17 protein-coding genes and 1 pseudogene are annotated in these 21,734 nt (G+C 62.6%); 14 read left to right on the top strand and 4 right to left on the bottom strand.

Features of this window, described 5'->3' with window-relative positions; genetic code table 11:
* Positions 1-5: 5 nt before the first annotated feature.
* The 3 genes and pseudogenes from O6P37_RS11230 to O6P37_RS11240 form a co-directional block, all read left to right on the top strand.
* Entirely contained in the window at positions 6-755 is a 750-nt protein-coding gene (locus tag O6P37_RS11230; protein ID WP_269894117.1) for an enoyl-CoA hydratase/isomerase family protein, read from the top strand.
* The gene (locus tag O6P37_RS11235) at positions 748-2,004 is read left to right on the top strand and encodes a CaiB/BaiF CoA transferase family protein (protein ID WP_269894118.1); all 1,257 of its coding nucleotides are present in this window, start codon (positions 748-750) and stop codon (positions 2,002-2,004) included. Before O6P37_RS11230 ends, O6P37_RS11235 begins: the two co-directional genes overlap by 8 nt.
* Before the next feature lie 80 nt (positions 2,005-2,084).
* Positions 2,085-2,291: pseudogene (locus O6P37_RS11240) on the top strand (integrase core domain-containing protein); the annotation flags it as partial.
* 415 nt (positions 2,292-2,706) lie between these two features.
* On the opposite strand, the gene O6P37_RS11245 reads toward O6P37_RS11240, so the two are convergent.
* The 4 genes from O6P37_RS11245 to O6P37_RS11260 form a co-directional block, all read right to left on the bottom strand.
* A complete protein-coding gene (locus O6P37_RS11245; RefSeq protein WP_269894119.1) occupies positions 2,707-3,477 on the bottom strand; it encodes an SDR family NAD(P)-dependent oxidoreductase in 771 nt (256 codons plus the stop codon).
* A gap of 147 nt (positions 3,478-3,624) precedes the next feature.
* Positions 3,625-4,692, bottom strand: coding sequence for a 4-hydroxy-2-oxovalerate aldolase (dmpG, locus tag O6P37_RS11250; RefSeq protein WP_269894120.1), 1,068 nt, complete (start codon positions 4,690-4,692; stop codon positions 3,625-3,627).
* A complete protein-coding gene (locus tag O6P37_RS11255) occupies positions 4,689-5,624 on the bottom strand; it encodes an acetaldehyde dehydrogenase (acetylating) (RefSeq protein ID WP_269894121.1) in 936 nt (311 codons plus the stop codon). The genes dmpG and O6P37_RS11255 overlap by 4 nt, the downstream gene beginning before the upstream one ends.
* Entirely contained in the window at positions 5,621-6,436 is an 816-nt protein-coding gene (locus tag O6P37_RS11260) for a 2-keto-4-pentenoate hydratase (RefSeq protein ID WP_269894122.1), read from the bottom strand. Before O6P37_RS11260 ends, O6P37_RS11255 begins: the two co-directional genes overlap by 4 nt.
* A 678-nt stretch (positions 6,437-7,114) precedes the next feature.
* Here O6P37_RS11260 and O6P37_RS11265 point away from each other — a divergent pair.
* From O6P37_RS11265 to O6P37_RS11315, 11 genes are all read left to right on the top strand, one after another.
* Complete coding sequence (locus O6P37_RS11265; RefSeq protein ID WP_269894123.1) at positions 7,115-8,041, top strand: ketopantoate reductase family protein; 927 nt, start codon at positions 7,115-7,117, stop codon at positions 8,039-8,041.
* Positions 8,042-8,342: 301 nt separating this feature from the next.
* Positions 8,343-9,143, top strand: coding sequence for an IclR family transcriptional regulator (locus tag O6P37_RS11270; protein WP_269894124.1), 801 nt, complete (start codon positions 8,343-8,345; stop codon positions 9,141-9,143).
* Positions 9,144-9,643: 500 nt separating this feature from the next.
* The gene (locus tag O6P37_RS11275; RefSeq protein WP_269894125.1) at positions 9,644-11,020 is read left to right on the top strand and encodes an aromatic ring-hydroxylating dioxygenase subunit alpha; all 1,377 of its coding nucleotides are present in this window, start codon (positions 9,644-9,646) and stop codon (positions 11,018-11,020) included.
* Between the two features lie 63 nt (positions 11,021-11,083).
* Positions 11,084-11,647, top strand: coding sequence for an aromatic-ring-hydroxylating dioxygenase subunit beta (locus O6P37_RS11280; RefSeq protein WP_269894126.1), 564 nt, complete (start codon positions 11,084-11,086; stop codon positions 11,645-11,647).
* A 7-nt stretch (positions 11,648-11,654) separates the two neighbouring features.
* On the top strand, positions 11,655-11,978 hold the full coding sequence (locus tag O6P37_RS11285; protein ID WP_269894127.1) for a non-heme iron oxygenase ferredoxin subunit: 324 nt from the start codon (positions 11,655-11,657) through the stop codon (positions 11,976-11,978).
* Positions 11,978-13,216 (top strand): NAD(P)/FAD-dependent oxidoreductase, encoded by a 1,239-nt coding sequence (locus tag O6P37_RS11290; RefSeq protein ID WP_269894128.1) that lies wholly within the window; start codon positions 11,978-11,980, stop codon positions 13,214-13,216. Before O6P37_RS11285 ends, O6P37_RS11290 begins: the two co-directional genes overlap by 1 nt.
* A gap of 12 nt (positions 13,217-13,228) precedes the next feature.
* Positions 13,229-14,143: a cis-2,3-dihydrobiphenyl-2,3-diol dehydrogenase gene (gene bphB / locus O6P37_RS11295; protein ID WP_269894129.1), complete on the top strand. Its 915-nt coding sequence runs from the start codon at positions 13,229-13,231 to the stop codon at positions 14,141-14,143.
* A gap of 2 nt (positions 14,144-14,145) precedes the next feature.
* Complete coding sequence (bphC, locus tag O6P37_RS11300) at positions 14,146-15,021, top strand: biphenyl-2,3-diol 1,2-dioxygenase (protein WP_269894130.1); 876 nt, start codon at positions 14,146-14,148, stop codon at positions 15,019-15,021.
* A gap of 96 nt (positions 15,022-15,117) precedes the next feature.
* Positions 15,118-19,914: an AAA family ATPase gene (locus O6P37_RS11305; protein ID WP_269894131.1), complete on the top strand. Its 4,797-nt coding sequence runs from the start codon at positions 15,118-15,120 to the stop codon at positions 19,912-19,914.
* Positions 19,911-20,540 (top strand): response regulator, encoded by a 630-nt coding sequence (locus O6P37_RS11310; protein ID WP_269894132.1) that lies wholly within the window; start codon positions 19,911-19,913, stop codon positions 20,538-20,540. The genes O6P37_RS11305 and O6P37_RS11310 overlap by 4 nt, the downstream gene beginning before the upstream one ends.
* Positions 20,541-20,788: 248 nt before the next feature.
* On the top strand, positions 20,789-21,625 hold the full coding sequence (locus O6P37_RS11315; RefSeq protein WP_269894133.1) for an alpha/beta fold hydrolase: 837 nt from the start codon (positions 20,789-20,791) through the stop codon (positions 21,623-21,625).
* The last annotated feature ends 109 nt before the right edge of the window (positions 21,626-21,734 follow it).

Consider the following 21,734-nt stretch of genomic DNA (forward strand, 5'->3'; position numbering starts at 1 on the left):
CATCTATGGACGGAGCGGTCGCCGTCGTGACCCTGGCATTGGCCCCGTACAACTTGATGGATCGAGCCATGAACGAGGAATTGATGGCAGCGCTGGCGTGGGCACGGGAGCAGCAAGCGCGCGCGGTCGTGCTGCGAAGCTCGTTGCGGCACTTCTCCGCCGGCGCGAACCTCGACGACATGCTGGCGGAAGTCGAGCAGTCCAATTTCCTCGACTGGGGATTCGTCCAAACCCTTAAGGCCTTCACCGAGTTCCCTGCGCCCATCGTGGCGAGCGTCAACGGCGTTTGCGTCGGTGGTGGATTCGAACTCGCCCTGGCATGCGACCTGATCATTGCTGCTGAATCCGCAAAGATTGGTTCGGTGGAGGTGACGGTAGGACTGCAGCCGCTGATGGGGGCAGTTCAGAGATTGACCCATCGGGCGGGCGCCGCGCGCGCCAAAGAGATGGTCTTGTTGGGCCGTCGATACCCCACCAGCACCCTCGAGCGTTGGAATGTCATCAACTGGACTGTCCAAGACGAAAAATTGGACGACGCAACGATGGTCATCGCCCAGGAGCTCGCACATGGACCGACTGTGGCCAACGCAGCGTCCAAGAAGCTCGTGGCCATCGCCGTCGACCAAGGTGTCGCGGCCGCTGACGAGGCCATGATCGATATCCAGCAAGCCGTTCTGCGCTCCGCTGATTTCCGCACAGGCGTCAAGTCCTACCGCGAGAACGGCATCGGTGTGGCCCAGTTCGAGGGTGCGTGACAAGATGACAACAAATCTTCCGCTGGCGGGTATCAAGGTCGTTGACTTCTCGCGCGTGCTTGCCGGACCCCATTGCGGTAAGACGCTCCTCGACCTCGGCGCCGACGTGGTCAAGTTAGAACCCCCGGGCGGCGACCTCTCGCGGCGCGCCTTTCCGAATGACGACGGCGTGTCCGGCTACTACGCCCAGCAGAACGCCGGAAAGCGCAATCTCAGTGTCGACTTGACCGTTCCCGGTGCCACAGAAATCGCTCTTCGCCTGTGTCAAGAGGCCGACGTCATCGTGGAGAACTTTCGTCCTGGTGCGCTCGCGGCTTTCGGCCTCGACTACGAGTCTGTATCGGCCCTCAATCCCCGTGTGGTCTACGCGTCGATCAGTGGCTATGGTCAGCACGGCCCGTGGCGGTCCAGGATGGCGTACGCACCGACGGTGCAGGCCGAAACAGGGCTGACGGCCACCACTGCAGCGCATTTCGGTAAAGACGACTTGCGTAGTGACTCGTTGTCACATGCCGACGTCTACTCGGGTCTGCACGCCGCGATCGCTATCTTGGCGTGTCTGGCCCAGCGGGAGCGCACCGGCCGCGGCCAGTACATTGACGTCGCTATGGCGGCAGTGATGCTGTCCATAAACGAGCGGGTTCACGTCGAACTCGCCGACGACGACCTCGGGGACGAAAGGCCAATCCTGGGTGCAGTCGACGGACCTTCCTTAACCGGCCCGGGCGGCGAGCGTTTCGTCAGTCCGATGAGTTTGGTTGGCAGCATGTCGTTCCCGTCTTACCTGGCGGCGATGCGGCGTGGAGACTTGGCCGACGATCCCCGCTTCCTGACGCCGGAACTACGCTTACAACACCTCGACGAGCTACTCGAGATCGTCCAAGACTGGATTCTGACCTTCGGTGACATGGCGACGCTGGACGCGCAGATGGACGAGGCGAAGATCGCCACCGGCCAGGTGCGCTCTGTGCGTGAGTTTGCCGAGAGTGACTGGTCGAGCGCGTGGGGTGCCGTCCGCACAGTGGCGGCGAGTTCTGGGACGAAGTACCGAATTCCCGGCCGACCGTGGCATTTCGCGGACTCCACCGCACCCTTGGACGACCAGTTCGTGCCACGACAAGGCGAGAACAACATGGAGATCCTGGCCGATCTTGGTTTCAGCCGTGAGGAAATCGCCGATTTGACCCGCACAGGGGCAATTGTGGCATCGCCAACCGCGGGGGCCGCAGAAGAGCCGGTGGAGTCGTAATGCTCTCCTCCAGTGTGGAATAGCCCTGCTGTCACACGGCGAGCTTTTGATGACCATCGACGCCGACGGCGTCGTAACAACTTGTTATCGATCCGTGTTCGCTGTGGTAGGACGGCCTGGGTCGAGTCGTCCATCGCCAGGCTCCGTGATGAACTGCTGAATTCCTGGCGCTTCGACTCGGTGAGCGAAGCCCGCGGAATCATCGAGGACTGGTGCTGCGAATAGAGCGCCAACCGGCCCCACTCGCTCTACAGTGGACCGCAACCCACCAATTCGAAGCCGCGTAGCGACTGGACCACCGAACGGGTCCCCCAAGGTTCCATTGATGCCATGAATCAGCGTCGCGCGATCGCTCGCCTCCGAGATCAAGACTTCGCTGCGATCAGTCCGAAGCCAGTCCGTTCATGTTCTCCAACAGTTCCTCGCGTTACCGTATGCTGTCCAACCTCCCTGACGGCCGACAGGGACGACGGGGGAGAGGAACGATCTGAACGAGGGTCGACATGACCAATGGTCTCGCGCGGTACGGGGGATTGAGCGCCCATACGTGACACAGCAATACCATGCACAGGGCCAGTCGTCCGAGTAGCGCTTGATCGCTGCGGGTTCGTGAAGCACCTACGCATCTGAGGGCTGACAGTTGCCTCGTCCTATCCTGCGATCGAGATACCGAACGCGAAAGAGGCCACTACTTGCGTAGCATCAGAACTCCTTCAACGGCGGGGAATCGAAAGGGTCACTGGTTGTCGCTGCGGGCGCCGCCGCGAGCATTTGATTTGCGGCCTGCCCGACAGGTACGCGCAGTGGTGTTTTTCGGTTGCCTAACGCATCCGCGACTGCGGAGGCAACCTCGGCGGCGGCAATGACGCCGGCGGCCGCGAGATAGTTTGTGACGCTTGACTCCGTCGTATACTCAGATGGGCTGTCATATCTCGCGGCACTGCTTGGTCCGTCGGTGGCGACTGGGCCAGGTTCGATTATGTTCACGCGCAGTCCGAAAGTTGCAGTCTCCATCGCCAGCGCTTCGGCGGTCGCCTCGAGCGCGAACTTGCTCGCGGCATAGGCTGATCCCCCTGGTATCGCGATCCGACCCGCGATTGAGGACACGAAGACGACATGGCCGGACCCTCGGGCACGCATGGCCGGCAAGACGGCTTTGATGACACGCAGTGCCCCATAAAAGTTCAGATCCATCATGCGGTGGAACTCACTCATTGGGATTGCTTCGACGACCCCGCGAACGGTCGCGCCGGCGTTGGAGACGACGGCGTCGACTTCGCCTGCCGCGGCGATCGCCGCATCGACGGAGGATTGGTCCGTCACGTCGAGTTGGAGTGCCGACGATACTGGCAGGCCGGCCAACGCCTGGGGGTTACGTGCGGTTGCGATGACGTCATGACCGCGGCTGGCCAGCGCGATCACCGTTGCACGGCCGATCCCGCGTGACGCACCAGTGATCAGTACTCGAGCCATGCGTTTACCTCTTTCGAACAGGGCCCCAGCCGACCGATGCCAACGGGCTTACGGATCAGGCTTGCCTCAAGTCGATTGGGAACCTCAAATGGGCGCTCGCTCCATTCTCTGCCGCCGTAGGATCAACATGCCGGGACGGACGAGGCTCTAGTGGCCCCTGCGGCCACGGAGGTCGAGTGCAACGTCGGCGATCATGTCTTCCTGCCCGCCAACCAAGCCTCGGCGGCCAACCTCGATGAGGATGTCCCGTGTATCCAAACCGTATGTCCAGGCGGCGTTTTCGGCGTGACGGAGAAAGCTTGAGTACACGCCGGCATAACCGAGCGTCAGGGTCTCCCTGTCGACCTGCACCGGCCGGTCGTGCAACGGTCGTACCAGGTCGTCGGCCGCATCCTGTAGCGCGAACAGGTCGCACGTGTGCTTCCACCCGGACAGATCTGCCACGGCGGTGAACGGTTCGATCGGACAGTTGCCCGCACCGGCACCGTGTCCGGCGAGCGATGCATCGACGCGAATCGCGCCTTCCTCCACTGCGGCCACCGAGTTCGCCACTGCCAACGACAGGTTCTGATGCGCATGGATGCCGATTTGCGTTTCCGGCTTGAGTACCCTGGTGTAGGCGCTTACCCGCTCGCGGACTCCATCCATGGTCAATCGACCACCCGAATCGGTCACGTAAACGCAGTCGGCGCCATAGGACTCCATCAGGCTGGCCTGCTGGGCCAGCTCTTCGGCCGGAGCCATATGCGACATCATCAAGAACCCGGACACGTCCATGCCAAGTTCTTTCGCCTTCTCGATGTGCTGAGCGGCAACATCCGCCTCGGTGCAATGGGTGGCCACCCGCACCGACGCGACCCCCAACTCGTGGGCACGCATCAACTCGTGAATCGTGCCGACTCCCGGCAGTATCAGCGTCGTCAGCTTCGCCCGGTGAACGGACGATGTCGCGGCCTCGAGCCACTCCCAGTCGGTATGACTGCCCGGCCCGTAAGTCAGTGAATGCCCGGCCAGGCCGTCGCCGTGGGAAACCTCGATCGCATCAACTCCTGCGCGATCCAACGCTTCGGCGATGGTGGCCACCTGCTGCGGGGTGATCCGGTGCCGAATCGCGTGCATACCATCTCGCAACGTCACATCCTGGATGTACAGTGCCGCACCGTCATTGGCCATTGGACGTGTCGTCGCCGCGGTGTTCAAATCGGTTGAACTCATGGCACTGCCACCTCCGGTGTCATGTGCGCGGCGATCTCTCGGGCGACGCCCAGTGCCGCGGATGTCATGATGTCGAGATTTCCCGCGTACGCGGGCAGGTAATGTGCGGCGCCCTCGACCTCAAGCAATACCGATACCTTCCACAGCGGCCCTTTGGCATCGGTCAGTGTTGTCATCGATTCCTCGATCTTGGTGAACTGCACTGGCTGCTTGAGTCGATAGCCCGGCACGTAGGTCGCTACCTTCGCCACCATCGCTTCGACAGCGGCTTCGATCTCATCCTTGCGTTCTTCGCCTATCAGGGCGAGCACTGTGTCGCGCATGATCAACGGCGGCTCCGCCGGGTTCAAGATGATGATGGCCTTCCCGTGTGCAGCGCCGCCGACCTGCTCGATCGCGCGCGAGGTCGTCTCGGTGAATTCGTCGATGTTGGCGCGAGTTCCTGGGCCGGCCGATTTGGACGCGATCGAGGCGACGATCTCCGCCCAGTGCACGGGTGTGACCTGGCTGATCGCGGCCACGATGGGAATCGTCGCCTGCCCACCGCAGGTGACCATGTTCACGTTGGGCGCATCGAGGTGCTCGTCGAGGTTGACCGCCGGGACCACGTATGGGCCGATCGCCGCGGGAGTTAAATCGATCAGTCGCTTTCCGAACGGGCGGAGCATCTTTTCGTTGTATTCGTGTGCTTTCGCCGATGTCGCATCGAAGACGATGTCGACGTCGTCGAACATCGGATGTCCGATCAGCCCCTCCACCCCGGTGGCGATGGCAGCGATTCCGAGTCGCCTCGCGCGGGCCAGGCCGTCGGATTCGGGATCAATGCCGACCAGAGCAACTGTTTCGAGTTCGTCCGCGGCGAGCCGCTTGATTTTGATCAATAGATCGGTGCCGATATTGCCCGGACCGATGATGGCTACTTTGGTGCTCATTGCTGCGCTCCTGTGGTGAAAGTGGATTCGATAACACCGATTCCGCTGATTGTGGCCGTGTACGTGCTGCCCGGCTGAACCGCGACCATTGGGCCGAGAGCACCTGAGAGGACGACTTCTCCTGCCGTCAGTCTCGCGCCGACCGCGCGGCAAGTATTGGCCAACCACGCCAACGCTTCCCACGGGCTACCAAGGCAGGCTGAGCCGACGCCCTGGGAGACGGCCTCGCCGTTCTCGGTCAACGACATCGTGACTTCGGTCAGATCCGGCAGATCGGCCACCATGACGACGTCGCCCACGGCGTATAGCCCAGAGGATCCATTGTCGGCAACGGTGTCGCCAAGCGTGATGTCCCAGCGCTCGATTCGCGAGTCCACGATCTCCAGTGCTCCCGCCGCACACTCGACGTAGTGCCGTACCGATTGTGCGGTGACTGCTACGTCAATGTCGCTGGAGAGGACGAATGCGATCTCGGCCTCCACTTTCGGCTGCAGCAATCGCTCCATATCGATAGGCGATCCCGGGGGACAGTTCATGTCGTCGAACAGCACCCCGAAATCGGGCTGGTCAACACCCAACTGCTTCTGGACGGCGGGCGACGTCAGGCCAATCTTGCGACCCGCGACGCGACGGCCTTGTGTGACGAAGTGGTCCACGATCTGCCTCTGGACGGCGTAGGCAGCCGTGATGTCATTGCTACCGATGAGATCGCGCACTGGGCGGCAGGGAACCGACTGCTCTTGTGCGGCGAGCAGTCGTGCGGCCGCCTGGGCGATCGCAGAAGTGCCGACCCCGGCGGTGGTTGTAGTCATAGGTGGCCTTCCATTGATGAGAAGCGCGGGAAGGGGAGCCCGAAATCCGGCGGGACCAGTTTTCGGAGCCAGACATCATGCTCTATTGGCAACGGCATAGTCACCGCCGCGGCCGACATCGCTTCTAATGACGACGATCACTGTGCAACCTTCGAGCTGTACTGTTCCGGTCTACTCACCAAACTCAACATGCGAGTCTCGTAGAACGGAACACTTCCCGTTCTAGTCAGACGGCCACCTCGGCTGTGCGGCGGCACCCGCTGCGCCTTCCCGCGAAAAGCATGTGCATTAATCGCAACTCAAGTCAATGCCGTCGAACGCTCCGGCAGCATCCGGGGAAACTACGGATTGACACCGACGGTGCTACGCCGCACGATTCATCCCGTCGAGCTGAACCAGAACTCTTTGTTTAACGTGCGCGCGATGTCTGCTCGTTGGTCGGGTGTCAGCAGCGAGCTTTGGCCAGACGGACTCGGGGCGCTCCAGCGACGGTAGGCATCGACTGGGATGCGGCGCTTTGAAGGGCAGTTGCCGAGGCGCGCCTATCCTGCGCCGGCTTCCATGTCAGGATCGAGCTGATGCTACTAGCGAAGACGTCAGTGATCTGCGGAAGACGCTACGCCACGACAGCATCCAACGTTCGGCGCATGCGCTGGACTCATGGCTGGAGGTTTTTTGATGATGGACACGCTGATTGTGGGAGCAGGCGCCACCGGTGGTTACTTTGGGGCCCGCTTGCACCAAAGCGATCGGGCGCCGACCTTTCTTGTCCGCCCACGACGCGCCCAGACCCTGCGACAACGGGGCCTGCGATTACACAGCCCATCCGGTACGCAAGTCGTGCAACCCCGTCTACTCACCACAGATGCCATTGATCGGCACTATGACCTGATCCTGCTGGCAGTCAAAGCGACAGACCTGGACACGGCGATTGACACCACGCGGCCGGCAGTTGGACCGGACACCCTCCTCGTTCCAATCCTCAACGGGATGAGCCACTTTGCCGTCTTGGATGAATTGTTTGGTCGAAACGCGGTGCTCGGTGGCATCGCGAAGGTGGTGACCTCACTGACAGACGATGGCGATATCCACCAATTCGCTGAAGGCGCGAGTCTGACCATAGGGAAGCGCGCCGAGGGGACGGATCCGGTCCGCTTTGATCGCGCTGCCGTGACGCTGGATGTCGAAGGTGTCGGGTTCGCACTGAGCGAGGACATCGATCGTGATCTCTGGCATAAGTGGGTCTTCATTGCCAGCATCGGAGCAGCGAACTGCCTGCTCGGCGGTACCGCTGGCGAGATCGCGGCTGTCGCTGGTGGCACGGATGTCGCTACCGGCCTGATTGAGGAGGCGGCATCGATCAGCGCCGCTGCCGGCTTCCCTTTGGATCCGAGTTCGATCGCGGAGCTGTTTCATGACCCGACGTCGAACTTGACCTCGTCCATGTATCGCGACGTGCGCAGCGCACGCAGGGCGGAGGCTGAACCCATCCTCGGCGACTTGGTGCGGCGCGGTCGGGCGCTGGGTGTCGACGTCCCACTACTGAACGCCGCGGCTGTCGCGCTGCGAGTCTGGTCGAATCGTCGAGACACGGCTGAGCAGTAAACCTTTTCGGAAATGATCGCACCAGCTGTCGAGCAGTCTTCATGCTGGACACTACTTCTGACTTCTACGCCGAGCGCGACCCGACCGTCGTCCACAGTGTGGCCGGGCTGTTACGTCCACGCGGCGTGTGCAATGTCGGACATATCGCCGAATGGCATACGACGGAGCGACAATTCAGCACGCGTGTTGCGACCGATAGTGAGGCGTACTGACCCGCTCGCCGTCGGGACCGCGCTGTGTCGCCGTGTGTGTAACACCGATTTGTCTGTACCCCGCCGGTGCGCTCGCCCATACTCAACCCATGGGTCCCGGAGAACGGAACACATCTCGATTCAGTGGCGAGCCGACATCCGTCGTGCGACGCGTGTCGGCGTTGCTTGGAGCATTCGAGTTACGCGACACCCATCTAGGGGTGAACGAGCTGGCCCGCCGCACTGGAATACCGAAGGCGAGCGTTTCTCGGCTGGTCCAGGAGATGGAGGCGATCGGCTTCTTGGAACGCAGCGGAACCAAGGTCGGCCTTGGTTTGCGGCTATTCGAGTTGGGAGAGTGTGCGTCTCGCGGTCGTTCGCTCCGCGAGGTGGCGCTGCCCTTCATGGCGGATCTGCGAGAAGCTACTCGGCAGACGATCCATCTGGCGATCTTGGACAACACCGACGTGGTGTACGTGGAAATACTGCGGGCACGTGGCGCTCCCCGATTTCCCTCGGCGGTCGGCCGGCGTCTTCCTGCGCACGCAACAGGCGTCGGTAAGGCGCTGCTGGCGGGATCTCCGAACGACGTCATCGAGGCCGTAGTCGCCGCGGGACTACGCCGGATCGGCCCAAGGACCATTACCGCGCCCGGCTCGTTGCTGAATCAGCTGAGACGGATCTCGACGACCGGTCTTGCGTACGAGCACGAGGAGTCGGCTGCGGGAGTGGCCTGCGTCGCCAGCGCAATCCGTGTCGGCAACGGGCCTCCGGTGGCCGCAGTTTCGGCGTCGGGGTGGATAGGCAAGGTCGACATACGGCGAGTGGGACCGGCGGTACACACCGCGGCATTGAGCATCGCCAGAGTCCTGGCGGCTGATGCTGGACAGACGCCTTTCGGATCCCGGTAGCGACCACACGAACGCACTGGGAGCACCGACTGGCAATGCCGATGAGGCTCGCCCACTTATTTGCGACGGTTTCGGTGGACTCGAGGTGCACCGTTGGTGACACCGTTGCATCGCACCTGAACTCGTCGCGGGTGCGACACGCTCATCCGAGACGCCCATGCCTGCACGGTGCGGTCGCGGTTGCGGTTCGCGCCAAGTGACACGGGACAAGCGTGTGCTGAGGATTGCCCAAGGTGGCCACCCACACCAGCCGGGGCGATCGTCATGTCGCCTCTGCGCCGGCGCTGCCGAAACGCTCAGATCAGGGCCGCTGACCGGTCCTTTTGCGGTTTCAGTAGTTTTCCCGGATGCCTCGATAGTGGCACACACCACACGATGGACCCAGTCAGTGACGAGGGACACGGATCGCCGCCTTTCTCCGTCCACGAAGCGGATCCTCTGACTCCACGCTTGATTGACGATCGAAACGAATATCCATTGCCGACGGGAAGGGTAACCCGATGACTGACTTGAAAAATGGATCTACGCCACCAGGAAAAAGTGGGTGGGCCGACAGCGACATCGCGGCACTCGTAGACGAGACCAACGGGCGTATCGATCCTCGAATCTTCACCGACGAGGCAATCTACGAGCAGGAACTGGAGCGCGTCTTCGCTCGCTCGTGGCTGCTGATGGGACACGAGACCCAGATCCCGAAAGCCGGCGACTTCATGACGAACTACATGGGTGAAGACCCCGTGATCGTCGCCCGTCAAAAAGACGGAAACATCCGCGTCTTCCTCAACCAGTGCCGCCACCGGGGAATGCGGATCTGCCGCGCGGACGGGGGCAACGCGAAGTCGCTTACCTGCAGCTATCACGGCTGGGCGTATGACATGGCCGGCAACCTGGTGAGCGTGCCAATGCAGAAGGAGGCCTTCCCCAACCTCCGGAAGGAAGAGTGGGGTCCACTTCAAGCGCGCGTGGAAACCTATAAGGGGCTCATCTTTGCGAACTGGGACGCCGACGCCCCTGACCTCGACACCTATTTGGGCGAGGCGAAGTTCTACATGGACCATATGTTGGACAGGACAGAAGCGGGTACTGAAGCCATCCCAGGCGTTCAGAAGTGGGTTATTCCATGTAACTGGAAACTAGCCGCCGAACAGTTCGCCAGCGATATGTATCACGCGGCGACCACCGCGCATCTCTCGGGCATTCTGGCGGGCCTACCCGAAGGCGTGGAGATCACCGACGTCGCGCCCCCGACCACCGGCATTCAGTTCCGCGCTCCGTGGGGCGGCCATGGCACAGGGTTCTACATCAACGATCCCGCACTACTTCTTGCCATCACCGGACCGAAGATCGCGCAGTACAACACCCAGGGGCCCGCCGCCGAAAAGGCATCCGAGCGGCTGGGAAGCGTCGAGCGTGGCGCCCAGGTGACCGCCGAGCACATGACCATCTTCCCGAATTGTTCCTTCCTGCCGGGCTTGAACACCGTGAGGGCATGGCACCCCCGCGGGCCGCACGAAATCGAAGTGTGGGCGTTCACCATCGTGGATGCCGACGCGCCCCACGAAATCAAGGAAGAGTTCCGCCGACAGTCCATGCGAAGCTTCTCGGCCGGTGGCGTCTTCGAACAAGATGACGGCGAGAATTGGGTCGAGATCCAGCACGTGCTGCGCGGGCACATGGCTCGTAGCCGCCCCTTCAATGCGGAGATGGGGCTGGGTGAGACGAAATTGCACCCCGATTATCCGGGAACCATCAGCAACGTCTACAGCGAAGAAGCGGCCCGCGGGCTGTATTCGCACTGGGTGCGGATGATGACGTCTCCTGACTGGTCCGCCCTCAACGCCACTCGCCCCCCGCAGGTCGAAGCAGCGCTCACGTAACCACAACTGGGAACTCGAACGGTCTCGTACTCAACGGATCTCCAGCTGACAAATAGGACCACCATGATGGAAACAAAGTCACCAACCACTCCGTTTCTTGCCAAACCACGGCCTATCGACGTGGCGTTACAGCAGGAGATCGAGCAGTTCTACTACTGGGAGGCGAAGCTCCTCAACGATCGTCGATACCCAGAATGGTTCGCGCTCTTGTCCGACGACATCCACTACTCGATGCCGATACGGACCACGCGCATCATGCGGGAAGCCGACCAGGAGTACACCGGGCCGAACGATTACGCGCATTTCGATGAAGATGCAGTGATGATGCGTCAGCGTCTGCGCAAGATCACGTCCGACGTCAGCTGGTCGGAAAATCCTGCCTCGCGCACGCGGCACATCATCTCGAATGTCATGGTCGTCAAGGGGGATCGCCCCGACGAGTACGAGACTTCGAACGTCTTCGTGGTCTACCGAAACCGCCTGGAGCGTCAGGTCGACATCTTCGCCGGCGAGCGGAAGGACCTTCTGCGGAGAACGGGCAGCGACAGCGGATTCGAGATCGTGCGGCGAACGATCTTGCTGGATCAGAGCACCCTTCTCTCAAACAACCTCAGCTTCTTCTTCTAGGAGCCAGATGCCTCTCACACGGATATGTAGCTCTAGCGAAATTGCACCAGGTGACATGCTGCGCTTCGAAGGTGGCCCTGAGCCGATCTTGGTGTGCAACGTCGGCGGAGAGTACTACGCGGTCCAGGACACCTGCTCGCATGACGAGTGGTCGCTTGCCGAAGGCGATCTCGAGGGCGACGTGGTCGAGTGCACACTGCACTGGGCGAAATTCTGCGTACGAACAGGCAAGGTGAAAGCCCTGCCCGGGACAGTGCCGCTCCGTACCTTTGCGACCGAAGTCGAGGGAGACGATGTCCTCGTCGACCTGGGCGGCGAAGCGACAACCTGATGATCTCGGATATCGCGGTCGTCGGCAGTGGCGTGGCGGGTGTCGCTGCGGTGCAGGCGCTGCGGTCGGAGGGTTTTGACGGGCGTCTCTACCTGGTGGGTAAAGAGGCGGATCAGCCCTACGACCGCACCGCGCTCTCGAAATCGGTCCTGAGCGGAGAAAAGCAACACCCTCCGCATTTGTTGTCGAGGGAATGCATCGCTGATCTGCGGGTCGAGATGGTGCTGGACAAGACGGTGGTGCGGTTGGACGCCGGTCAAGGCGAACTCGAGTTCGCTGACGGCACTTCGCTCACAGCCGATCGCGTCTTGCTGGCCACCGGAGCGCGTGCGCGCGCGGCTGCCATTCCCGGTGCGCAACTGCCCGGCGTTGCCACCTTGCGGAACGTCAACGACGTCTACGACCTCCGTCGGCAGTGGCGTCCCGGGCAACACCTCGTCGTAGTAGGAGGGGGTCTGATCGGGTGCGAGGTTGCCACCACCGCCCGCAAGCTCGGCCTTGACGTCACCATCCTGGAAGCATCGGAAGAGTTGCTCCAACGTGTGCTCGGCCGACGTGTCGGTCGATGGTGCCGACAGCGGTTGGAAGAACTCGGTGTCGCGGTTCAGTTGAACGCGGGAGCCGCCGAGTTCACGGGCTCCAGCCGGCTTACCGGGGTTGTCGACACTGCAGGAAGAAAATCGTCCGCGGACTCGGCGATCGTGTGCGTGGGCGCCGAGCCCGAGACCACGATCGCCGAGCAGGCTGGGCTCCGTTGCAGCCGCGGCGTCGTCGTCAACGACTTCGGTGGTACCGACGCCGAGGGAGTCTTCGCCGCCGGCGACGCTGCGTCGTGGCCGCTCCGCACGGGCGGTCGCCGATCGCTCGAGACGTACATCAACAGCCAGAAGGAAGCCGCCACAGCTGCGTCGGCGATGCTTGGCAGCGTCGTACATTCACCTCAAATGCCTTTGTCCTGGACCGAGATAGCTGGCCATTACATTCAGATGGCCGGGGATGTTGAGGGCTCAGGAAATGTCGTTGCGCGAGGCGATCTCGACGACGGGTCAGCTTTGTTGTTCCGAGTCGACGACGGCTGCGTAATGGGAGCGGTCGCAGTAGGTGCGCAACGTGACTTCGCCGTTGCGACCCGCCTGGTCGACGCTGGCGTTCAGGTGAACCAGGAAGCTCTCGCCGATACCGGCGTGGAACTCCGTCAGCTTTATAAATCGGCTCGCCGCGAAGCGGCCGTGACGTGAGGGAGGGTGACCGTGCGACTCAAGGGTGAAGTTGCGCTGGTGACCGGCGGTTGCGCCGGCTTGGGGCGGGCGATCGTCGATCGCTTCGTATCAGAAGGCGCGTACGTCGCGGTCCTAGACCGATCCCCGGACGGGTTGGCAGCGCTCAAAGAGGCTCATGGTGACGCGGTGGCAGTCATTGAGGGCGACGTACGTTTTCCCGACAGCCATCGTGAAGCAGCTGCGAAAAGCGTTGAGCGCTTTGGGAAACTCGACTGCCTCATCGCCAACGCGGGCGTCTGGGACTATTCGACCGCGTTAGTCGACATTCCAGACGATCGGATCGAAGAGGCATTCGACGAGATGTTCTCCATCAACGTCAAGGGGTACGTGCTTGCGGCGAAGGCCTGCCTTTCTGCGTTGTACGACAGCAAGGGCAGGATGATCTTCACCGTCTCCAACGCGGGCTTCTATCCTGCCGGCGGTGGCGCGCTGTACACAGGCGCCAAGCACGCGATCGTGGGGATAGTCAAACAGCTCGCATACGAGCTGGGTCCGCATATCCGAGTCAACGGCATCGCGCCGGGCGGCCTAGGCGGAACTGACCTTCGCGGCCTCAAGTCGCTAGATCTTCAGGACACCAGCATCTCGACTGTTCCGCTAGCGGACATGCTCGCCGGGGTACTGCCGACAGGCCGGATGGCCACCGCGACAGAAAGTACAGGAGCCTACGTCTTCTTTGCCACGCGGGCAGAAACCGTACCGCTGACCGGGAGCATCTTGAATTACGACGGCGGCATGGGCGTTCGCGGCTTCACCGAGGCCAACCGGGGCTCGTTGCTCGACGAACACTTCGCTCCGAAAGAAACCGTCGGTTGTGTTTCCCATCGTCGCCACACGGCGACTGGTGCCCCTGTCGACGGCGAAAGCCGCACCCAGAAAGGTTAGACATGAGCGTTCAACGACTCGGTTACTTGGGCTTCGAAGTGTCGGATGTGCAGGCATGGCGGTCCTTCATGACAGAAAAGCTGGGCGCAATGGAGGCGGGCGGAGATGAGTACTCCGCTCGCTTCAGGACTGACAGCCGCAGCTGGCGACTACTGGTCGAAAAGGGGCCGGCGGATGACATCTCGTTCGCGGGCTTCGAAGTCGACAGTGAGGAGGCGCTCTTCGCGATCGGCGAGCGTCTCGAATCGCACGGCGTCAAGGTGACCTCGGAGAGCAGCGAATTGGCGGCGGAGCGGGGTGTCCTCGGGCTGATCTCGTGTGTGGATCCGATGGACACCCGAGTCGAGATCTACTTCGGTGCGACCGAGCTGTTCGAGAAGCCGTTCGTCTCACCCACCGGCGTCAGTTCGTTCCTCACCGGCGACCAGGGGCTGGGTCACTACGTGATGGCCGTGCCGGACATCGATGCTGCCATGGAGTTCTATGTCCAGGGTCTGGGCTTGAATCTGTCCGACATCATCGACTGGACGCTTCGCGAGGACCTGACGGCAAAACTTCACTTCCTGCACTGCAATGGTCGCCACCACAGCTTGGCGATCGTCGGTCTTCCGGAGACCAAGAAGATGCATCACTTCATGCTCGAGACAGAACTGATGGATGACGTCGGTTTCGCCTATGACAAGTTCGACGTGGACCAGTCGGTGGTCATGACGCTCGGTCGCCACACCAACGACCACATGCTTTCGTTCTACGGCGCGACCCCATCAGGATTTGCTGTCGAATACGGCTGGGGAGCTCGCCAAGTTGAACCGGGATGGTCGGTGGTGCGCTACGACAGGATCAGCATGTGGGGTCACAAATTCGTAGGGAGTCACTAGGCCTGCGCCACAGGTTGTCGCATGTCGTGGCGGTGAAGGTCCGTCGTAGGAGACAATGACCTGGGTGGCGACGATGCCACCGATGTGGAGTACGGCATGCGATTCGACACCGTCAGGGTCCTCCGTGACAGTCCTGGCATCGCGACCACACTCGCCCTGGCGGACGACGCTCACGACCGGTTCGTGGTGAGGCGCCTCGACCTGTCGATGGAGCGGCCGTGGAGTGCGCAGTGGTTGGAGGGCGAGCTCGAGGCCACCTGCAGGGCTCGGCTACCGCACATCATCTCCACCCGGATCGTCCGCAAGGGCCCCGATTACGTCGAGCTGGTCCGGCCGTTTGTCGCCGGTCTCGACATTCGGGAATGGCACGCCCAAGAGCCGCGTATGTCGAGCGAGGCCGAGCTCGAGCTGATGTGCAACCTGTTCTATGCGCTGGCACGCCTGCACCGTATGGGCATCGCCCACGGCGGTGTCAGGCCAGCCAACATCATGCTCACCGAGGGCAGCAACGAACTCGTGCTCCTCGACGCCAGCGTGACGCGCAGTCAACTCGGTGGCCTGACCCATCCGGCCGATCTGACCGAAAGCCGATATCTTCTTCCAGAAGAACATGGACTGGCACACCCGACGGCGGGCTTTGCTGCCGACATCTATGCCGCGGGCTGGGTTCTGCTCGAGGCGCTCGCAGAAACCAATAGGACGGCCAGCGCCCTCCGCAGGGTGAAACCGCAGGACGATGCGTTCACCGAGCCGTCCCACCTCGTGGACATCGTCGGCGTCCCAGCCCCGCTGCGCCCGATATTCCTGAAGCTGCTCGATCCGCGGGCAGACCAGCGATTCGAAACCGCCGAGGATGTGCTCGCGGCCGCCGAAGCGGTCGTGGCGACCGGCAGCAGAAGTACGAGGCCAAGATCCGCCGGCGCGCCGCCCGGCCACCACGGCTCGCTCGCTTACATGGAGCCGCCGCTGGTAGGCAGGAGTGACGAACTGGCCGCACTCACCGCAAGCATCGACGACGCAGCCCGGTCGCAGGGAGCGGTGACGTGCTTGAGTGGTGATTCGGGGGTCGGCAAGAGCCGCCTGCTGGACGCGGTGGTCGCTCACGCCGCGGAGGCCGGGGTGACCCTGATGCGGGCGGGTGCGTTCGACCACGCGCCGGCACGTCCACTCGGACTCTTCGCCGGTCCTTTACGCGACGTGGTTGCCTACTTGACGGCCAACCATCTCGCAGCACAGCGAGTGCGCGAACACATGGCTGACCTTCTTCCCGCGGCACTTGAACAAGTACCGGAACTAGCCGAAGCGTTGGGAGAAGGTCGGCCCGCCGCGCATGGCGCGCAGCGGTCGTTCACCAAGAACACGGCGCCCGCCGGTCCGACGTCGATCGCCCGACTACTTCTGTCCGTCTTTGACGAAGAGCGCCCGGGAGTGATCGTGCTCGACGACTGCCAGTGGGCAGACGATCTCAGCTGGCAAGTGCTCGCCAGGCTGGCCGCGACGATATCGAGGGACAGGACGCGGTCCGAAGCGAATGTCTCGCTGATCTGTTCTTGCCGAGCGGAAGCGGTCCCGCAGGTGTTGGCCTGGGGCGTCACCGACATCAGGTTTCTCGGGCTGAAGAGCCTGTCGGACGAGGACACAGAGACACTGATCCGGTCCATCAGTGATGGCATCCCCGACGAGGTGATCCCCTACGTCACCAGGTACTCCGAGGGCAATCCGCTCGAAACACTGCTGGCCGTCCAGGCGCTGGAAGATTCGTCCGCGCTGACCAGCAAGTCCGACCGCTGGGTCCGGGTCGAGAGCGCGATGGCAGCACTGGCGTTGCAGTCCCACACCCGAGATTCGCAGACTGCGCCGGGAAACGGCGGCGCACGAACCGATGCGCTCATCTCGCCGCGGTTGGGCCTGCTGTCGCCAGAAACTGAGTGGGCCGTTCGTCAAGGCTCGGTGCTGGGCCGCCGGTTTTCCTCGCGGCTTTTACAGATGTGCCTGCCGACCGGCCCGACGGACGTCGAACAGCTCATGATGGAAGCAGCGCAGCTCGGAATCCTGCGCCGCGTCGCCGATGGCGACCCCAACGATTTCGAGTTCGCACACGATCGGGTCCGGGAAGCCGTACTGGGAAATCTGACAGACGCCACCCGTCGGGAGCTGCATCTGCGCGCGGCGCATGCACTACAAGGCCACTTCGAAGTTCGACCCGACTACGACATCGCCTATCACTTCGACAGAGCCGGGCGCGCCGCCTCTGCCGTGCCCTTTGCTCTGCGCGCGGGCGAGGCGGGGCTGAGGCGCAACGCACTCGACGTAGCCGAGCGCAATTTCAAGATCGCCGAGACGGGACTCGCCCTGTGCGAATCGGCCGACGACATCGCGAGGTTTCGCCTGTACGAAGGCCTGGGTACGGTCCACATGTTGATCGGGAGCTACGACCTGGCCGCGCACGAATTGGCCCGCGCACATGAATTGACCAGCACGCATTCGGGAGTTGACGCTGCTCGAATTGCCGCTCTGCTCGGTGAACTCGCCTTCAAGACAGGCCGATTCGACGACGCCACGGATTGGATGCAGCGGGGTATGCAAGGCCTCGACCTGAGGATGCCCCGAAGTTCGGCCCATGCCGGTCTATTGGCCGTTGGCGAGGTCAGTCTCCTCGCATGGGGTTGGTTGTCTCGCCGACTGCGTTTGGGCCGGGCGACCGTCGACACGGAGCGCTGCCGTCTGGCCGCTCTGATTCATGACCGGCTGATATACCAATTGTGGTTCATCAAGTCGCCGATTTGGGTGGCGTTGGCGATTCTGCGTTGCGCGCGCTTCGCGAATACCGCGGGCGGCACTCGTGAGCGGGCGCACGCATACTGCGGCGCCGCCGTGATTTCCGGGATCGCTCCCATCCTCGCGCCGCTCGCGTTGCGGCTAGCCGACCACTCATTGCGACTCAGCCAGACCGCCGGCGACGACTGGGGGATCGCCCACGCGCACCATTTTCGAGGATTCGCCCTCTACGCCGCGAACCGGTATGACGCCGCGATCGCAGCTTTCGACACCGCGAACTCCGGCTTCGACGTACTTGGTGATCGTTGGGAACAGGTAGCCGCGATGTGGCAGAAATCGCTGTGTCTGGCACGGCAGGGAAAGCTACACGAAGCGGGAATGCTGGCGCGGGACACGTACTGGGAGGGCAAGCGCAGAGGCGATCGAATCGGCGCGGGAACTGCCCTTGCCATCTGGGTTCAGTGTCTACCCGGTGACGTCAATGTCGAGACGATTGCCCGCGAAATACGGTTGACGAACCCTGGCGATCATCACACCCTGGCAATGTTGCACGCGGCGCGGGCGTGGCGACTGTTCCACACCAAGCAGTACGCACCGGCCCTCGACGCGTTTCGGCAGGCGGACGAGATCATCCGTGCCGCTGGCTTGCGGAACCACTTCCTGGTTCCGATCCTCACCTCGCATCTCCAGGTTCTCCGGCTCACGCTCGCAGCAGGACCCGACCCGTGGACCGAGGAACACCGTGATCAGGCGAGGACCGCCCGCCGCCTGCTTCGCCGCGCTCGTCGCCTGGCGGTCGTCTTCGGCAGTGAGCGGCCCGCGGTATTGCGGGAATGGGCACTGGGATCGTTCTCTCTGCGACACAACTGGCGTGGGCGCATCCTGCTGGGCGCCGCCTGCCGCAGCGCACATCGCCAGGAAGCGCAGGGCGAACTCGCGGCATGTGCCCTGGTGGCGGCTTTGGTGGGACTCGAGCCCCGACGGGGGCCGCTGCGCGCCCTGCCGCCGCTGGCCGAACAATGCCGATCGCTCGGCATACGAGTGGACGGTGCAATCGTCGAATCGGCGCACGCGCGTGACCCATTCGTCGGCGGGGGCCCGGCCCGTCACCGTGCCTTACTCGACGCCGTTAACTCCATCGTTGCCTCCGATGATCCCGATGAGGTTCTTGACAAGCTCCGAGACGCCACCTTCGCGACGACGACCGCGCGGCGGGTGGAAATCGCAGATGGGCCAGCGCCAAGCGACCTGGTCGGGGTTCACGAGCCACTGCCGACGCCAATGTTCGGAACCTCGAGGACGCTAGGGGAAGGCCCGGAGATGCGGGTGACCGACCGCATCACTGAGTTGATCCCCGTAGACGGACACGCCGAAAGGTCGATCATCGCCGCCTTCCCGCTCGGGGAAGGGGAGTACCACCGGCCGACTGTGGAGGTTCTGACCGCGCTCGCCGGCGCCGTGATCGAGCGGGAGGGACTTCGGCGGCAGGCCGTGGAACAGATGGTTGCCGTGCAGGAAGCCGAGCGCGGGAGGATCGCACGGGATCTGCACGACGAATTCGGTCACCTGTTCGCCACGGTGATCGACAGACTGAGCACGCTACAGAACTCCGAAAGCCCGACAGCGCGCCAGACTGCCGCCGACGTCCGGAAGATCGTTCGAAAAGGAATTCAGGTTGCACGATCCGTCGCATGGTCATTGAGGCCTTCAGGGCTCGACGACCTCGGGCTCACCGGGTGCGTCGAACAATATGTGGAGGACTGCCGTCAGATCTACCCGATCCGGATCGAACTCATCACGCCGACCCGGCCGCCGGCAGTCTCGGCTGCAGTCGCTACCTCCATCTTCCGGATCGTGCAGGAGGCACTCACCAACGTCGGCCGACACAGCGGCGCCAGCGAGGCCAGCGTCACGATCGTGAACTCCGGTGATGCCCTGCGTGTCGTGGTCGAAGACAACGGCACCGGTTTCGATCTCGAGATCGCCGGCGAGCGTCGTTCGCTCGGATTGATCGGAATGCGCGAGCGGGCTCGGCTTGCCGGAGGACGCCTGAGCGTCGAATCCCTTCCAGGGCAGGGCGTGACGATCATGGTGGAGGTGCCGATCGGCCGATGACCAGTGTCATAGTCTGCGACGACCACGGCATCATCCGCTCTGGGATCGCGCGCATCCTCGAGACAACCCCGGACTTCCAACTGATGGCGTCTGCATCAACGGGGGCGCGTCTATTGGAAACGTTGCAGAACCTCAAGCCGGACCTACTCGTCCTCGACATTCGACTAACCGACTGCAGTGGTCTCGACTTGTTGGGGCAGATTGCCATCGTCGCACCGGAAACCCGGGTCGTGATGCTCAGCATGTACGGCGCTAAGGGGTACGTCGACAAGGCCAAGTCGCGGGGTGCACGTGGGTACATCACCAAGGAATGCCTTGACGAGGAACTCGTGTCGGTCCTTCATGCGGTGATGAGGGATGAAGGTTTCGTCTCCTTCCCTGCACCGCCGCCCGCCACGGGAAGTCACGGAAAACCCTTCGAGGCCAACATCGACGCACTGTCTTCGCGAGAACTCGAGGTTATGAAATTCATCGCCTCCGGCCTCACCAATACGGAGATCGGCGAGGAACTTTCCGTCTCACCACGGACTGTGGAGAGCCATCGGGCGAGCATCCAACGTAAGCTGTTGATTCGGACGCGTGCCGAACTTGCCCGAGTCGCCCGAGACGCGGGCCTGTTGGACTAGATCGCCGCAGGAGCAGTCGCGGTGCGGTGCGGTGCCAATATTATTGACGCGTAACTGCCGTTCGCGTCAATAATATTGCCTATCAACATATTCGAGAGTCTTGGCTCGCAACATTCGCGTGCCTGTCGGGACATACGGCGTCAAGGTGGTGCCGAACATCCGTAGTTTTCACGGATGCTCGACGAGCGCCCTAACCAGTTAACTGGATCACAGACGCACATGAATGTGACCGACCGAAGGGACCGCCGATGACTGTGGCGACAGAACAGCCAGGCTCCACGATCGAGGTGAACGGCATCGCCACGAACTACCACGAGGCAGGTTCGGGCGACCCCGTTTTGCTCCTGCACGGCTCCGGACCCGGGGTGTCGGCGTGGGCAAACTGGCAGCACACCATCGCGGTGCTCGCCAAGCATCACCGTGTGGTGGCGCCCGACATGGTCGGCTTCGGCGACACCCAGCGCCCCGCCGACATTCGCTATTCCTCGCAGGCGTGGTTCGATCACGTCCTGGGGTTCCTCGATGCGATGAAGATCGAGCGCACCTCGATCGTCGGCAACTCGCTGGGCGGATTTATTGCTCTGGCCTTGGCTATCAAGTGCCCCGAGCGTCTGAACCGCATGGTGCTACTGGGAACTCCCAGCCCTGGAATGAAACCCACGGAGGGCTTGGCCGCGCTGCGAAAGTATGAGCCTTCGTATGAGGCGATGGAGCAATTGCTCATCGAGTACTTCGCCGTCGATCCGGCCATCATCACCCCCGAACTCGTCCAACTTCGGCACGAAGCCAGCGTCGCCCCTGGGGCTTTCGAGACATATCGCAAAATGGAGATCAATCCGAAGACCGGGGCCAGCGAACTCGGAATCGAGGCAGGGGACTACGCCTGTATTTCCACCCCGACCCTGATCGTCCACGGCCGGGAAGACCGCGTGATTCCGGTCGAGGCGGGAATCGAACTGATGACCACGTTGCCCAACGCCGATCTGCACGTCTTCAGTCGTTGCGGTCATTGGACGCAGGTCGAGCGGGCAAGCGAGTTCTCGGCGGTCGTTGATCAGTTCTTGTCGAACCAGGCGATCGTATAAAGGCCTGATCGCCTGGTTCGACAAGACGGCCATCCGTGGCGGTCGCGACCCCGTGTACCCCTGCTCCCTCTGCCCCAGCGAGCGGACGGCCTGACTGACGGCCCCGAAG

Source organism: Mycobacterium hippophais (genome assembly GCF_027529605.1).
Classification (GTDB): Bacteria; Actinomycetota; Actinomycetes; order Mycobacteriales; family Mycobacteriaceae; genus Mycobacterium; species Mycobacterium arseniciresistens.

Coding starts and splice junctions, on each gene's coding strand:
- O6P37_RS11230 (WP_269894117.1), top strand. CDS start 6: ATGGACGGAGCGGTCGCCGTCGTGACCCTGGCATTGGCCCCGTACAAC.
- O6P37_RS11245 (WP_269894119.1), bottom strand. CDS start 3,477: ATGGCTCGAGTACTGATCACTGGTGCGTCACGCGGGATCGGCCGTGCA.
- dmpG (WP_269894120.1), bottom strand. CDS start 4,692: ATGAGTTCAACCGATTTGAACACCGCGGCGACGACACGTCCAATGGCC.
- O6P37_RS11255 (WP_269894121.1), bottom strand. CDS start 5,624: ATGAGCACCAAAGTAGCCATCATCGGTCCGGGCAATATCGGCACCGAT.
- O6P37_RS11260 (WP_269894122.1), bottom strand. CDS start 6,436: ATGACTACAACCACCGCCGGGGTCGGCACTTCTGCGATCGCCCAGGCG.
- O6P37_RS11265 (WP_269894123.1), top strand. CDS start 7,115: ATGATGGACACGCTGATTGTGGGAGCAGGCGCCACCGGTGGTTACTTT.
- O6P37_RS11270 (WP_269894124.1), top strand. CDS start 8,343: ATGGGTCCCGGAGAACGGAACACATCTCGATTCAGTGGCGAGCCGACA.
- O6P37_RS11275 (WP_269894125.1), top strand. CDS start 9,644: ATGACTGACTTGAAAAATGGATCTACGCCACCAGGAAAAAGTGGGTGG.
- O6P37_RS11280 (WP_269894126.1), top strand. CDS start 11,084: ATGATGGAAACAAAGTCACCAACCACTCCGTTTCTTGCCAAACCACGG.
- O6P37_RS11285 (WP_269894127.1), top strand. CDS start 11,655: ATGCCTCTCACACGGATATGTAGCTCTAGCGAAATTGCACCAGGTGAC.
- O6P37_RS11290 (WP_269894128.1), top strand. CDS start 11,978: ATGATCTCGGATATCGCGGTCGTCGGCAGTGGCGTGGCGGGTGTCGCT.
- bphC (WP_269894130.1), top strand. CDS start 14,146: ATGAGCGTTCAACGACTCGGTTACTTGGGCTTCGAAGTGTCGGATGTG.
- O6P37_RS11305 (WP_269894131.1), top strand. CDS start 15,118: ATGCGATTCGACACCGTCAGGGTCCTCCGTGACAGTCCTGGCATCGCG.
- O6P37_RS11310 (WP_269894132.1), top strand. CDS start 19,911: ATGACCAGTGTCATAGTCTGCGACGACCACGGCATCATCCGCTCTGGG.
- O6P37_RS11315 (WP_269894133.1), top strand. CDS start 20,789: ATGACTGTGGCGACAGAACAGCCAGGCTCCACGATCGAGGTGAACGGC.